At 67.0% G+C, this 13,663-nt stretch carries 13 protein-coding genes; 3 read left to right on the plus strand and 10 right to left on the minus strand.

Annotated elements, in window-relative coordinates:
- Positions 1-99: 99 nt before the first annotated feature.
- The 5 genes from Q9316_RS23270 to coxB are packed head-to-tail and all read right to left on the minus strand — an operon-like array spanning position 100 to position 5,509.
- Positions 100-1,146, minus strand: coding sequence for a c-type cytochrome (locus Q9316_RS23270; RefSeq protein WP_306036193.1), 1,047 nt, complete (start codon positions 1,144-1,146; stop codon positions 100-102).
- Positions 1,140-1,751, minus strand: a complete 612-nt coding sequence (locus Q9316_RS23275; protein WP_306036194.1) for a cytochrome c oxidase assembly protein — start codon at positions 1,749-1,751, stop codon at positions 1,140-1,142. Before Q9316_RS23275 ends, Q9316_RS23270 begins: the two co-directional genes overlap by 7 nt.
- Positions 1,748-2,128 (minus strand): hypothetical protein, encoded by a 381-nt coding sequence (locus Q9316_RS23280; RefSeq protein ID WP_306036195.1) that lies wholly within the window; start codon positions 2,126-2,128, stop codon positions 1,748-1,750. The genes Q9316_RS23275 and Q9316_RS23280 overlap by 4 nt, the downstream gene beginning before the upstream one ends.
- 4 nt (positions 2,129-2,132) lie before the next feature.
- Positions 2,133-4,652 (minus strand): cytochrome c oxidase subunit I, encoded by a 2,520-nt coding sequence (gene ctaD / locus Q9316_RS23285; protein WP_306036196.1) that lies wholly within the window; start codon positions 4,650-4,652, stop codon positions 2,133-2,135.
- Positions 4,649-5,509 carry a cytochrome c oxidase subunit II gene (coxB, locus tag Q9316_RS23290; RefSeq protein ID WP_371878084.1) on the minus strand — a complete coding sequence of 287 codons (861 nt, stop codon included), beginning with the start codon at positions 5,507-5,509 and terminating at the stop codon, positions 4,649-4,651. Before coxB ends, ctaD begins: the two co-directional genes overlap by 4 nt.
- A 336-nt stretch (positions 5,510-5,845) precedes the next feature.
- Here coxB and Q9316_RS23295 point away from each other — a divergent pair, with 336 nt between their 5' ends.
- Positions 5,846-6,187 carry a nuclear transport factor 2 family protein gene (locus Q9316_RS23295; RefSeq protein WP_306036197.1) on the plus strand — a complete coding sequence of 114 codons (342 nt, stop codon included), beginning with the start codon at positions 5,846-5,848 and terminating at the stop codon, positions 6,185-6,187.
- 238 nt (positions 6,188-6,425) lie between these two features.
- Here the strand turns inward: Q9316_RS23295 and Q9316_RS23300 are convergent, their stop codons facing one another.
- The 4 genes from Q9316_RS23300 to Q9316_RS23315 are packed head-to-tail and all read right to left on the minus strand — an operon-like array spanning position 6,426 to position 10,357.
- Positions 6,426-7,463 (minus strand): FecCD family ABC transporter permease, encoded by a 1,038-nt coding sequence (locus Q9316_RS23300; RefSeq protein ID WP_306036198.1) that lies wholly within the window; start codon positions 7,461-7,463, stop codon positions 6,426-6,428.
- Positions 7,460-8,500 carry a FecCD family ABC transporter permease gene (locus tag Q9316_RS23305; RefSeq protein ID WP_306036199.1) on the minus strand — a complete coding sequence of 347 codons (1,041 nt, stop codon included), beginning with the start codon at positions 8,498-8,500 and terminating at the stop codon, positions 7,460-7,462. The genes Q9316_RS23300 and Q9316_RS23305 overlap by 4 nt, the downstream gene beginning before the upstream one ends.
- Positions 8,497-9,462: a Fe2+-enterobactin ABC transporter substrate-binding protein gene (fepB, locus tag Q9316_RS23310; protein WP_306036200.1), complete on the minus strand. Its 966-nt coding sequence runs from the start codon at positions 9,460-9,462 to the stop codon at positions 8,497-8,499. Before fepB ends, Q9316_RS23305 begins: the two co-directional genes overlap by 4 nt.
- 28 nt (positions 9,463-9,490) lie before the next feature.
- Positions 9,491-10,357 carry a siderophore-interacting protein gene (locus Q9316_RS23315; RefSeq protein WP_306036201.1) on the minus strand — a complete coding sequence of 289 codons (867 nt, stop codon included), beginning with the start codon at positions 10,355-10,357 and terminating at the stop codon, positions 9,491-9,493.
- 169 nt (positions 10,358-10,526) lie between these two features.
- On the opposite strand from Q9316_RS23315, the gene Q9316_RS23320 reads away from it, so the two are divergent.
- Positions 10,527-11,348 (plus strand): ABC transporter ATP-binding protein, encoded by an 822-nt coding sequence (locus Q9316_RS23320; protein ID WP_306036202.1) that lies wholly within the window; start codon positions 10,527-10,529, stop codon positions 11,346-11,348.
- Positions 11,345-12,628, plus strand: a complete 1,284-nt coding sequence (locus tag Q9316_RS23325) for an NtaA/DmoA family FMN-dependent monooxygenase (protein ID WP_306036203.1) — start codon at positions 11,345-11,347, stop codon at positions 12,626-12,628. Before Q9316_RS23320 ends, Q9316_RS23325 begins: the two co-directional genes overlap by 4 nt.
- Before the next feature lie 72 nt (positions 12,629-12,700).
- Here Q9316_RS23325 and Q9316_RS23330 read toward each other — a convergent pair whose 3' ends face one another.
- Positions 12,701-13,486 carry an IclR family transcriptional regulator gene (locus Q9316_RS23330; RefSeq protein ID WP_306036204.1) on the minus strand — a complete coding sequence of 262 codons (786 nt, stop codon included), beginning with the start codon at positions 13,484-13,486 and terminating at the stop codon, positions 12,701-12,703.
- Between the last annotated feature and the right edge of the window lie 177 nt (positions 13,487-13,663).

A 13,663-nucleotide genomic window follows, 5' to 3' on the forward strand; every position in this document is an offset into this window, starting at 1 on the left:
CAGGTTATCTAGGGTCATGCCGAATACGCTTCGCCTCGCGTTCACACGGAAACCCACAACAACTTGAAAGAAATCAATTTCTATTATCCGTCTCCGCTGTCAGTCCGTCGACTGTCTTGCGGCGAAGTAGGCCGCGAGGGCCGCCATGTCTTCCTCTTCCAGGTTCGCGGCAACCTTCTGCATCACATCCCTGAACGGACCGCCGCCGCGCGTCTTGGCGGCGAAGCGTTTCAACTGGCTTTCGAGATAGGCGGCCGGCTGGCCGGAAAGCCGCGGAAAGGCGGGGTTGGCGCCGGCCTTGTCATGGCAGGACAGGCAGGCAGGAACGCGTCTGGCCGGATCGCCCTTCAGGGCGAGCGTTTCGCCGCGCGCCGTGTCCCTAGAGACGGGGTGTCGGAAACCCGGAGGCTGGGCGGCAAAGTGGCGGGCGAGGGTGCGGCGGTCCTCGTCGTCCAGCCCCTCGATCGCGACGGCCATGACGCCGCTTCCGCGCGTTCCGTCGGCATAGGCGGCAAGGGCCTGCTCCAGATAGGTGACGGATTGCCCGGCAAGCTGCGGGATGAGGCTTTGCCCGTCGAGCCGGTCCGGCGCGTGGCAGCCGTTGCACGTCCCGATCACGCTGTCCATCGCCGTCGACCGCGTGGCGGCAAAGCCCGCAAGGTCGCGATAGCCCGCCGCGTCGAGCTGCCGATAGCGGCGCAGGAAGGCGACCATGGCCCAGGCTTCATCCTCGCGCCCCGCCACCGGCCAGGCCGGCATGCCGGTGAAGCGCACGCCATGCTGCACGATCTGGAAAAGCTCGGCATCGCTCCATTCGCCGATCTTGTCCTTCAGGTCCGGCGGGGCGGGCAGCATGTTGCGGACGCTCGCCGGCCGCGGCAGGGCGGGCGAACCGTGACAGAGGGCGCAGCCTTTCTCGAAATGGCCGGCCGCCATCGGCAGCATGCCCTCTGTGAAGGCGGGGACCGGCGTTCCGATGGCCGCCGTGCGCACGGAGGAGCGCATCACCCAGTGCAGAAACCAGTCGGTCGCCTTCCAGTGGCCCGTGCTCGCGCCCACCCCGATGATGCCTGACCAGGCAACGAGGAAGGCGGCGACCATGCCGGCAAGGACGAGGCCGGCAATCTGTTTCCAGCCGATCAGCATTGCGCCCTGTCCTCCCGCAGCAACCCGGCCAGCAGCACTATCCCTCCGAGAAGATAGGCGCAGGCGCCGACCATCAGCATGACGACCCCGCCGATCTGCTGGTCGGCGGCGGCCGAAAGCGAAATGCCGAAGCAGGAGACGTCGCCCTCGCCGTAGAGGGGGCGAGGGGCGAGGGCCAGCAGCACGCCGAGCAGGGTCATGTGCATCGAGGTGAACAGCAGCCCGGCCGCGCCGGCAAGACGGCCTTCCCCCGGCCGGAGGCAGGCACGCCAGAGCAGGACACCCGCCGCAAGGAAACTTGCCTGTTCGAGAAGCGAGAGCGCGAGGCTCGCATCGGCGAGCGCGCGTAGCGCCGGCAGGTGCCAGAACCAGACGGCGACGAGTTCGACGAAGGATGCGAGCATGGGCGTCATCCGGGCGACGCCCGGAAGCGCATCGAGCCGCGTGCCGGGCATGCCGCAGGCGATGAGCGGCGCGGCGACCGCGACGATACCCATATGGACGACCATGTGGACGGCGAACGAGCCGCCGCCGAAGCTCGCCACGAGAACGGCGCAAAGCACGATGAGGAGGAGAAGGCCAAGGATGCGTGCGGATCTCTTCATGGCTGGCAGGCCTCGATGAAGACGAGCGGCACGGCGACGAAGAGCACGGCCACGAAGCTGAGGCCGGAGAGCAGCAGCGTCGCGAAGCCCTGGAAGAGCAGGCGATCCCTGCGGGTCGGCTCGTCGTGCGGCGGATCGCCGGAGCCGAAGCCCCATTGCCGCCAGGCGAGAAAGGCGGAGAGGACGATCCCGCCGAGCGCCGCAAGCGTGACGGCGCCGAGCGCGAGGCGCATCGTCCCGAAGGAGAACGGCGCGGCACCCGCTTTCGCACAGTAGGTCGCGGCGGTGATGTAGCAGGCGAGGAAATGCAGCGCCCAGATCGTCGGTGCGGTGAAGAGCGTCCAGAGGCTTTCGACTTCCTTGGGGATCAGGCGCATGGCATCACCTCAAACCCGGAAAGAGGCCGAGGACGCCGAAGGACGTGATCGCCGTGATGACGAGGAAGTGCCAGTAGAGCACGACATTGCGGAGGTCCATGTCGTGGCGGGCGCTCATCCGGCCCGCCAGACTCCGCGCCAGGCAATAGGCCTGCATGATGACGCCGACGCCGCCATGCACGACGGTCCACAGGGCGACGACCCAGACGATGGCCGGATAGACATGTGCGGTCGGGTCCATGCCGGTGAGATAGGGGCCGGCAAGGCCGGCGCAACCGGCGGCGAGCGTCAGGAGGGCGGAGAGCACGAGCCAGAGGCGCGTGCGCGTATGGCGGTCGCCTTCGTTCGCCTTGCGGGCCGCCAGCATCGCCAGCCAGGCAAGCGTGAAGAGGAGGGCCGCGGCGAGCGGCCAGAGCGTGCCGGGGCCGGCATGGCCGGCGGTGAAGTCGTCGTGGATCGTCCAGTAGAAGAAATAGCCGAACATCAGGCTGGCATAGGCCGTGCCGTCGCCCGCCATGGTGATGAACATGGCCCACCAGCCGACCGATTGCGGGCCGGATGTATAGAGCGGCAGGGTTTCGCCGAGGCCGACGTCGCGCATCTCCTCCCGGGGAATGGCGGCCGTGCCGGTCCAGAGCCAGGCGACGATGGCGGCAAGTGTCAGCACCGCGAAGGCCGCCGTCGCGATCCACCAGTGGAAGGTGAGGGCGATGAAGACGCCGCCGAGCGAGAAGGCGGCGAGGATGGTGAGGAGCGAGGTGCCACCGACGCGCAGGCACTGGATGGGCGTGGCGTCGAGCACGGAAGTGACGAGCGTCTCGCGCGCGCCGTCCTTCGCATCCGGCAGGTAGAAGCGGCCGGCCTTGATGTCCTCGACGAGGCCCGGCTGGTCCCAGATCGGATAGCGGCTCCGGATGATCGGGATGGAGCGCACGCCCCATTTCTCCTCCGGCTCGGAAATCCATTCCAGCGTGCCGGCATTCCAGGGGTTCTCCTCGCCCCTCGGCTGGCGATGCTTCGGCCGCAGCACGTCGATGACGACGACGAGCACGCCCGCCGCGAAGACGAAGGCCCCGATGGTCGAGATCAGGTTGAACCAGTCCCAGCCGATATCGGCGGGATAGGTGAAGACGCGCCGCGGCATGCCCCGCAGGCCCGCCAGATGCATCGGGAAGAAGGCGACGTTGAAGCCGCAGAACATCAGCCAGAAGGCGACCTTGCCGAGCCGGTCGGAGAGCTTTCGGGCGTCCAGCAGCGGATAATAATAGTAGATGCCGGCGACGATCGGGAAGAGCATGCCGCCGATCAGCACATAGTGCAGGTGCGCGACGATGAAATAGGTGTCGTGCGCCTGCCAGTCGAAGGGCACGAGCGCGACCATCACGCCCGTCAGGCCGCCGATGATGAAGATCGCAAGGCCTCCGGTGCCGAACAGCATCGGTACGGAGAAGATGACGCGGCCGGCGAGCATGGTGGCGATGAAGACGAAGATCTGCACGCCGGTCGGGATCGCCACGGCCTCCGAGGCGGCGGAGAAGAAGGCGAGCGAGATCTGCGGCAAGCCCGTCGTGAACATGTGGTGCACCCACAGGCCGAAGCTCAGGAAACCGGTGCCGACGGCGGCAAGCACGATCCACGAATAGCCGACGATGGGGCGCTGCGCGAAGGTGGGCACGATCATCGCCATCAGCGCGATGGCCGGCAGGAAGATGATGTAGACCTCCGGATGGCCGAAGATCCAGAAGAGATGCTGCCAGAGCAGCGGATCGCCGCCGCGCGCCGCATCGAAGAAGGGCCAGCCGAACATCCGCTCCATCTCGAAGAGGATGTCGCCGGCGATCAGCGGCGGGAAGGCGAAGAGGATCATGCCGGCGACGATCAGCAGATACCAGGCGAAGAGCGGCATCATGTTGATACGCATGCCCGGCGCGCGGCACTTCATGATGCCGACGATGAGCTCGACGGCGGCGGCGATGGAGGCGACCTCGATGAAGGAGAGACCGAGCAGCCAGATGTCGGCGCCGATGCCGGAATATTCCTTGTCGGTGGCGAGCGGCGGATACATGAACCAGCCGGTGTTCGGCGCCGCGCCGAAGAGGATGGAGCCGCAGACGAAGATGCCGCCGAGCGCGAAGCTCCAGAAGCCGAAGGCCGAAAGGCGCGGAAAGGGCAGCTCCCGCGCGCCGAGCATGGAGGGAAGCAGGAAGATCGCCACCGCCTCGAAGATCGGCACGGCGAAGAGGAACATCATCACCGTGCCGTGCAGGGTGAAGGCCTGGTTGAAGATATCGGCGGAGAGGAAATCGTTATCGGGCACGGCGAGCTGCACGCGCACGAGCAGCGCCAGCACGCCGGCGAACAGCATGAAGAGGAAGGCCGCCGCGCCGTACCACAGGCCGATCTCGGTATTGTTGACCGAGGTCCAGTAGCGCCAGCCGGACGGCGTGCGCCAGACTTCGCGCAGCTCCGCTTCCTGCGCCTCGCGCTCCTCCTTCGAAAGATCGGGGCTCAGGGCATCGGTCATTTGAGCCCCGCGAGATAGTCGGCGATGGCGGCGATGTCGCTTTCGGGCAGCATGTCGAAGGCCGGCATCTTTGCACCGGGCTTCACGGCGGCCGGGTCTCGGATGAAGCGGGCGACGTTTTCCGCGGTGTTGGCGAGCGTTCCGGCGCCGACCGTCTGGCGCTGGCCGAAGAGGGTGAGGTCCGGGCCGAGGCTTGCGGCGGGCGTCACGCCGCGCACGCCATGACAGCCCGCGCAGCCGTGCCGGGCGAAAAGTTGCTCCCCTTCGCCGCCCCCCGCCCGGCTTCCCACCGCCTGTGCGCTGCGCCATGCCGCATAGTCCGCTTGCTCCATGACGATGACGGAAAAGGCCATCAGGGTATGCGAGGCCCCGCAGAATTCGGCGCAGGGCGCGCGGAAGACGCCCGCTTTCGTCGGCAGCAGCGACAGCGTGTTCGTGCGGCCGGGGATCATGTCCATCTTTCCGCCGAGCGCCGGGATCCAGAAGGAGTGGATGACGTCGGCCGCCTTCAGCGAGAAGGCCACGCGCTCGCCGATGGGAAGGCGCAGCTCGTTCGCCGTTTCGAAGGCGGGCAGGCCGTCCGTCGCCGGATAGCGGATGCGCCACCAGAACTGTTCGCCCGTCACCTCGATCGTCTCGGGCGCCGGCGCATAGCGCGCGAGCCAGGGCCGGATGGCCGGCATCAGCCAGACGGCATAGGCGAGCAGCGCCAGCAGCACGACGAGCGGAAAGGCGACGCCGCCCCAGACGATCAGCCGCCCGGCCGTCTTCTCGCTCCAGGGCGCCTTCTGCTTTCGTGCCGCATGCAGGAGCAGGCCGACGACGGCAAGCCAGATCAGCGCCCCGCCCATGACCATGACGAGAAGGAGCCGGTAGATCGCGGCCGCTTCCTCACCCGCAGGGTCGAGCGCCGACTGGACGCCGGAACAGCCGCTCAACGGCATTAGCAAGGGAAGAAGGGCGCGTCGGTGAATGTCCGTGCTCCAGGCTGGGTTTCCTGTTGGCGATATGGCTCGCGGCAGCGCACAGGCAAGGGTTGGGGAGCAGTAATCGCAATAGCGCTCGGCAATCTCGAATATACCGTATCGGAACACCGGTACGTTCGGCGCGTTTCTGACCGTGAATCCAGGAGGTCCAAATGAAGACGATCATCGTCCTCACCTGCATGGGGCTGTCGTTGGCGGCGTGTCGCCATGCCTAGCGATCCCGTCTGGACGCTCGAACGCAGCTTCTGGCTCGAAGGGGCTTCTTTTTACGATGCGCACCTTCATGCCGGGGCGGTGATGATCTTTCCCCATATGGGAACCCTCGACCGCATCTCGATTATAGAAAGCCTCGCTGCGGCCTCGCGTTGGACGGAGGTCGAGATGGAAGAACGGCACACGGCAGCAGCAGACCATACGATCGTCTTGACCTATCTGGCTGTGGCACACCGTGATACCGATCCACCCTATCGTGCCTTTTGCAGCTCAACCTATGTCCGCACGGGCGACGACTGGATGATGTTGGCGCACCAGCAGACACCACAAGACTAGGCAGTGATGCTTGCGGGCCTGAATTGCGCAGAACGAGGACATGGTCCCTCGTGCATCGGGAGATTGCCGCGCAACACGGGGCCCTGCGTCTAAGAGTTCCATAAACTGCGTTATGCAAGAAGCACCTGTAGAGGGGGTACATTCTATTCCAGTCCCGGCATTGCTCCTCTGCTCTCAAACGAATTCAAACCACTTTGGAGCACCTGTTGCGGACTATCGCTTATGGCGGCTGCCTTGATCAGATGGATCTACTGCGTACCAGCAGCCAAAGGAGATAGAACCCGCCCAGAAGGCCAGTGGTCAGACCGATGGGCATGTGGATGTTGATCGGCAGGTGCTGGCTGGCGAGATCGGCGGCGAGAAGCAGGACCATGCCCATCATCGCGCCGGAGACGACAGGCACGTCCGGCGATGCGCTCAACCGGCGCGCAAGCTGCGGTGCGGCGAGTGCGACGAAGGCGATGGGGCCGGCGGCGGCGGTGGCGATCGAGGTCAGCCCGACGGCGGCCATGATCATCACGAGGCGCGTGCGCTCGGCATCGACGCCGAGCTGACGGGCGGCATCGTCGCCCATTTCGAGCAGGTTCAGCCGGCGTGCATGGAGGATTGCGATCGGCAGGACGACCGCAAAGCCGATGGCGGCCGGCACGACATGCGACCAGGTGCGTGTGTTGAGCGAGCCGGCGAGCCAGAGCTGGGCGGACGCCGCCTGGTCGAGATCGCCGCTCACCAGCAGGATCGTGTTGACGCCGGAGAGCGTTGCGCCGACGCCGATGCCGACCAGCACGAGCCGGTAGCCGCCGGTGGAACGCCCCTTGCGGGCGAGCAGGAAGACCGCGACGGCGGTGAGGACGCCTGACAGGACGGCCGCCACCGACGTCTCGAACGGCCCGGCATCCAGCAGCATGATCTGCACGATCGCCCCGGTCGCCGCCCCCGTCGTGAAGCCGATCACATCGGGCGAGCCGAGTGCGTTGCGTGAGATGGACTGGAAGATCGACCCCGCCATGCCGAGCGCGCCGCCGACGAGGATGGCCGTCAGCAGGCGCGGCAGCCGGATGCGCAGGAGGACGCGCTCGGCCTTGGCATTGTCCCCCTGCCCGGAGAGCACCGCCAGAACCTCGCCGGCGCTGAAGGACAGGGTGCCGCTGCCGAGGAGCAGGATGGCGAAGGCGGCAAGGACCAGTGCCAGCACGCCGCAAAGCACGACGACCCTCGGCCGCCAGCGAAACGACAGCGACCCGACCCGGCGGACGGAGGCGGGCGCGGTTCTCATAGCTGCTTCAGCCGGAACTTGCGGACGATGAGGATGAAGAACGGCCCGCCGACCAGCGCGGTGACGATCCCCGCCGCGATTTCCTCCGGCGCGACGATCACTCGGCCGAGGCAATCGGCGCCGAGCAGCAGGATGGCGGCGAAAAGGGCCGAATAGGGAAGCAGCCAGCGATAATCCGGACCGGTAATGGTGCGGGCGAGGTGCGGCGCCACCAGGCCGACGAAGCCGATGGGACCGGCCGCGGCCGTCGCCGCACCGGCAAGCAGCATCACCGAGAAACACGCGAGGACCAGCGTGAGGCGGGTATCGAGGCCGAGCGCCTTGCCGAGGTCTTCCCCAAGGGCGATGGCATTGAGGTTTGCGGCGATGGCGAACGCAGTTCCAAGACCGCAGGCCGTCGCGACGGCGAGGATGGCGGCGATGTCGAAACCGCGCCCGGCGACCGACCCCGCCGCCCAATTGCGGAAATTGTCGAGCACCGAGAGCGGCGCATTGATCAGCACGATGCCGGTGACCGCGCCCAGCATGACCGAGAGGCCGGCACCGGCCAGCACCAGTCGCACCGGGTTCGTGCCGGTTTCATGCGCGCGCCCGAGCAGGAAGACGGCAACTCCCGCAAGCCCCGCGCCGGCAACGCCGAACCAGACATAGCCGGCCATGGTCGTTGCACCGAAAAGGCAGGCGCCGAGCACGACCGCGACGGCAGCGCCGGCATTGACGCCGAGCAGCCCGGGTTCGGCCAGCGGATTGCGCGTGACCGCCTGCATCACCGCCCCGGCGACGCCGAGAGCAAGGCCGGCAAGCAGCGCGACCGCAGTTCTCGGCAAGCGCAGGGTCCAGACGATCAGGTGGCGGTCGTCGCGCGCGTCATGGGCGAAAATCGCATCGAGAACGGCCTGGAGGGGGATGGGCCGCGACCCGAAGGCGAGGCTGGCGAGGGAGAGCAGGACAAGCACGGCAAGGCCGGCGACAAGGCCGGCAAGCCGCCGCCTTCGGCGCGCGCAACTCTGTGCCCGACCCGAAACCGCCGCGGTCATCGGTTCTTCAGGGACCGGGCCACCGTGTCGATCATCTGCCGGCCGGAATAGTAGTCGATGCGGAAGGAGGTCGGCCCGAGCGGATAGACCCGCTTGCCCATCACGGCAGGAAGGTTGGCGAGGACGGGATCTGCGAGGAAGGCCCCGACATCGTCCTCCGTCGCGCGCAGCAGGAAGATCGTCTCGCCGGCAATCGCCGCCGGCAGGTTCTCCTGCGAGATGAACTCGAAATCGGAGGCGCGCGTTACCTGGCCGCGCAGGCTCTCGGGCAGGCCGACCACCGTCATGCCAAGCGCGGAGAGAAGCTGCGCCTGCGGGCTCGCGGGCTTGCTGACGGAATAGCTGCCGCCGATATTGTAGCCGACGATGCTGACCGGCTCTTCGACGGACGGCAATGTGGCCGCGACCTCCGCCGCATAGGCATCGAACCGGCGGATAGCATCGGCCGCCTGGTCTTCAAGGCCGGTGGTCCTGCCGAGCGCGCGAGCGATATCCTGCCAGCTTTGGTTGGAGTAGTTGACGACGATGGCCGGAATACCCTGCGCCTCGAGCTCGGCATAATGCTGCGCGACGCTGTCGGCGCCCGTCGCCGAGATGACCAGCAGGTCCGGTTCGGCGCCGATCACGGCCTCGATATCGAATTCGAGCTTGCCGTAAAGCACCTCGACCCCACGCTCGTCGGCGACGCCAGCCCATTGCGAGAAGAAGCCCTTGTCATCCGTCAGCACGCTCGGCGTCGTCGCGGCGCTGGCGACGACCGGCGCGCCGATGGCGAGCAGGATGCCGGTGAGGCTCGGCGCGGTCGAGACGATGCGCTGCGGCCGGGCCGACAGGGTGAGTTCCCCGGCGTCGTGGCGCACGGCGCGCGGCCATGCCTCTTCGGCACGTGGCGCGCGCAACGGCAGGAGCGCGGTGGCGGCAAGGCCGAGGGCGGACGTCAGGAAGGTGCGGCGGAGGGTCATGGGTCGTGTCCGTGCCATTTGTTCGGCGTCAGGCGAGAACGTCGAGATCGTCCATCTGACGCAGTCCGCCCCCTTCGGCGCGGACCGCCTCATACTGCTGAAGCCGCATGCGGTCGATGTCGGAACTGCTCATGCCCTTGCGCCAGTAGCCGAAGACGCGCACGCGATCCTTCGGCAGGCCGCATTCCTCGGTGAAATAGGCGCGGATGGCGCGGATATCCTGGCGCTCTCCCGCCGCCCAGATCATGCGGTCCTGCGGATCGGGCAAGGCGCGGGCGGCGGCGACGAGCTTTCCGGTCGTGCCGGGCTCTTCGTCCGGGCCGCGCAGCAGGAGGTGCCGCTCGACGCCCTCGACCTCCGGCAGTTCGTCGAAGGCGGCGCGGTCGGCGGTTTCGACGTAAAGGTCGCCGTGGCTTCCCTTCTGCCAGGTGCTGAGGATCGCATGAATGGCCGGGATGGCGGTTTCGTCGGCAAAGAGGGCGATGTCGCCCCCGGAGGCATGGTCTGGCAGGAAATGCGGCCGGGGCCCGACGAGATGGATGGAGCTGCCGACAGCCGCGCGCTCCAGCCAGCGCATGGCGGGACTGTCGTCGGCATGGATCACGAAATCGATGTCGACCTCGCTGCGGGCTTCGTCGAAGGAGCGGATCGTATAGACGCGCGATACCGGGCGCTGGCCTTCCGGGCTCTCGACTTCGAGGCGCACGGCAAGATTGGGCCGGCGCCACGGGGCGGGATCGGCCGGGGCGATGCGGCCGGTGACGCGGATGACGGAGGGCACCGGGCGCGCCAAGGCGACCACTTCCATCGACAGCCGTTCCATGCTGCCCATATGGTCTTCCTGCGCCAGCAGGTTGCTGCGATCTTCGACACTCTCGTTGCGCGGCATGGCCATGGTGCCCGTGTCTCCTGTCATCCCTCACATTGCGGCGCAAACGGTTGCCTGAGGCAGCCAAACAGCGCTAAAACATGAGTAATTAAGTCCATATTGTTTGTCCATATTGCAGAATGCATTCTGCAATGCAATACGGTATCGCCGCCCGCCGACCGCTGGAAGAACAGCCATGACCCACCGCCTTCATGCCAGCTCCGTGACGTTGCGTTACGACGAGCGAACCATATCGAGCGACCTGACGATCGCCATTCCGGACGGCTCCTTCACCGTCATCGTCGGGCCGAATGCCTGCGGGAAATCGACCCTCTTGCGCGCCATGGCGAGGCTGCTCGCGCCGTCAACCGGCGAGATGATCCTCGACGGCAGGAGCATCGGCGCGTTTGCGACGCGCGAGATCGCGCGCCGGCTCGGCCTCCTGCCGCAGAGCGCAACGGCACCCTCCGGCATTACGGTCGCCGACCTCGTGGGCCGGGGACGCTACCCGCACCAGTCGTTCTTCCGCCAATGGTCGAAGGCTGACGAAGCGGCCGTTATGGCGGCCATGCAGGCGACCCGCATCACCGATCTTTCCGATCGGCTGGTCGACGAACTGTCCGGCGGGCAGCGCCAGCGCGTCTGGGTCGCCATGGTCCTGGCGCAGGAAACGCCGATCCTGCTGCTCGACGAGCCGACCACCTTCCTCGACATCGCCCACCAGATCGAACTGCTGGAACTTTTGGCCGACCTCAATGCCGAAGGACGGACCGTCGTCGCCGTGCTGCACGACCTCAACCATGCCTGCCGCTACGCCTCCCACCTCGTCGCCATGCGCGACGGCGCGATCCTTGCCGAGGGGCGCCCCGCCGAGGTGGTGACGGAAGCCCTGGTCGAGGCGGTGTTCGGCCTGCCCTGCATCGTCATCGACGATCCGGTTTCACACACGCCGCTCATCGTGCCGCTCGGGCGCCACCGTCCGGCACACCCGCGGCAGGAAAGGATTTCGGCACCATGACCGACAGACAGCTTCATATCGGCCTGTGCCTCACCGAGACATGGCTGCAGGGCCGCGCGCCGGAGGATGCGGAGCTTGACGAACAGCGGCAAGATCCGGCCGGCTTCTACATCAGGCTGGCGCAGGCGGCCGAGCGGGCCAAGCTCGACTTCGTCTTCAAGCCGGACGTACTGGTCATGCGGCGCGGCAAATCGGGCACGTCGCCCTCCTTCGTCGGACTGGACCTGACGGTGCTGCTCGCCGCCATTTCCACGGCCACAAGGCGCATCGGCCTCGTCACGACCGCCTCGACGACCTTCAACCCGCCCTATGTCGTCGCCCGCCAGATCCAGTCGCTGCACTGGATCAGCAACGGGCGCGCCGCCTGGAACATCGTTACCTCGATCGAGGGCGCGGAGAATTTCGGCGATGCACCGATGCCGCCGCCGCAGGAGCGCTACCGCAAGGCCGCGGAGTTCACCGATCTCGTCCGCCGCCTTTGGCGGAGCTATCCGCATGCGGCGCTGGAGGGCAAGGCCGAGCCTGCCGCGATCGACCACCGGGGCGAATTCTTCAGCGTCAAGGGACCGCTGAACGTGCCCGGCCATGCCAGCGGCCCGCCGCCGCTGTTCCAGGCCGGCGCCTCGGAGATCGGGCGGGATTTTGCGGCCTCGGTGGCGGATGCGACCTTTGCCTCGACCCCCGACATGGCCGCTGCCCTCGACCTTCGCAACGACCTGCGCGCGCGCGCGCAAAAACATGGACGAACCGATGCGCCGCGTATCCTGCCGGGCCTCTACTTCTTCCTGGCGCAAACGCGGGAGGAAGCCGCCGCCATGCACCGGCGCGCCCATGCGCATCTGACGCCTGCGCAACGCCTCGATGCCGTGAAGACCATTCTCGGCCTCGACCTCTCGCATCTGCCGCCCGGCGCGCGCGTCACCGCCGACCTCCTGCCGACGGACGACCGGCCGGTGCGCAGCCGCACCCATGCCGACCTGCTGCGCCGCTACATAGAGAACAACGAACCCTTGCTGGAAGACCTGCTGGCGCGGCCGGAAGTGGTCGGCTCGGCGCATTGGGTCTGCGTCGGCACCGTCGAGGATGTCGCCGCCGAGATTGCGGAATGGTTCGAGGCCGGCGCGATCGACGGCTTCATCGCGCTGCCGGGCGGCTCGCTGGAATCGCTACGCCTGTTCCTCGACGACCTCGTGCCGCTTCTGGTACGCCGTGGCCTGTTCCGCGCGGACTACGACGGCGAGACGCTGCGGGCGCATCTGCGCATCGGTGAGGACGCGTGATACGGGGCGTGTGCTAAGTTTGCCCCTCACCTATTCCTGGAAGGTCACCCAGCAGCTTGACGAGGCGTCGGCTCAGGTCCCGCCCGAATCCCGCGTCGCCTGCCGCGCCGCCTCGATCAGCGCAGCGCCATGTCCTTCGCTTTCGGCTGTCTCGACGAAGGAAACCGTCGTGACCACGCAACAGATATCCCCATAGACGTCGAAAACCGGCGCGGCCTTACCGGTCAGCGCGGAGAACAGCCGTTCGTTCAATTCGGCGCCACCGGCACGGCGGACGTCCTCCAGCACGCCCGGCGCCGGCGCGCGGCCGCGAAAGGCATCCGGCTGCAGCCGCCGCACCGCCTCGATCCGCTCCGCCGGCAGGTAGGCCTGGAACACCAGCCCGCAGGCGGTGTTGTCGAGCGGCAGGACATCGCCAAGCGTCACGGTGCTGATGGCAAACCGGGCGCTGCGATACCATTGCACGATGGTCGGCCCGCGGTCGGTCCAGATCGCGACGCCGCAGCTTGCCGCAATGCGCGAGGCCATGGATTTCATGTGTCGCGCGGCGACCGCCACGGGATCGATGCGCTTCAGCGCGCTGATGCCGATATTGAGCGATGCCGGGCCAAGATCGTAGCAGCCGGTGACCTGATCCTGTGCGACCAGCCCTTCGCGCACCAGACTCTGCATGTAGCGGTGGGCGGTGGAGCGGCCGGTTCCGGCACGGCGTGCGAGCTCCACCAGCGGCAGTTCTCCGTCGGATGCAGCGAGGATGTTGAGGAACCGCGACGCGATCGACACGGACTGGATGATGCCGGCCCGCTTCTCGCTCGCGGCATCCGACAGCTCGTCCGCACTTTCTTCGAATTCGTTCAACGACATCCTCCCGTCAACACGGTCCGGCGCTTTCGGCTTGACGCAGCAGCGCCGGCACTGTTGCGGATATGACACGGCTTGCGCCTGACGGCAATCTGCTCATTATGTGGAAAGCATTCCCTATTGCGGAACATTCATACTCTCGCTACTCCAACATGAGTGGAATACTCATGTTTA

It is taken from the genome of Shinella zoogloeoides (assembly GCF_030733845.1).
In the GTDB taxonomy this organism is placed as follows: Bacteria; Pseudomonadota; Alphaproteobacteria; order Rhizobiales; family Rhizobiaceae; genus Shinella; species Shinella zoogloeoides_C.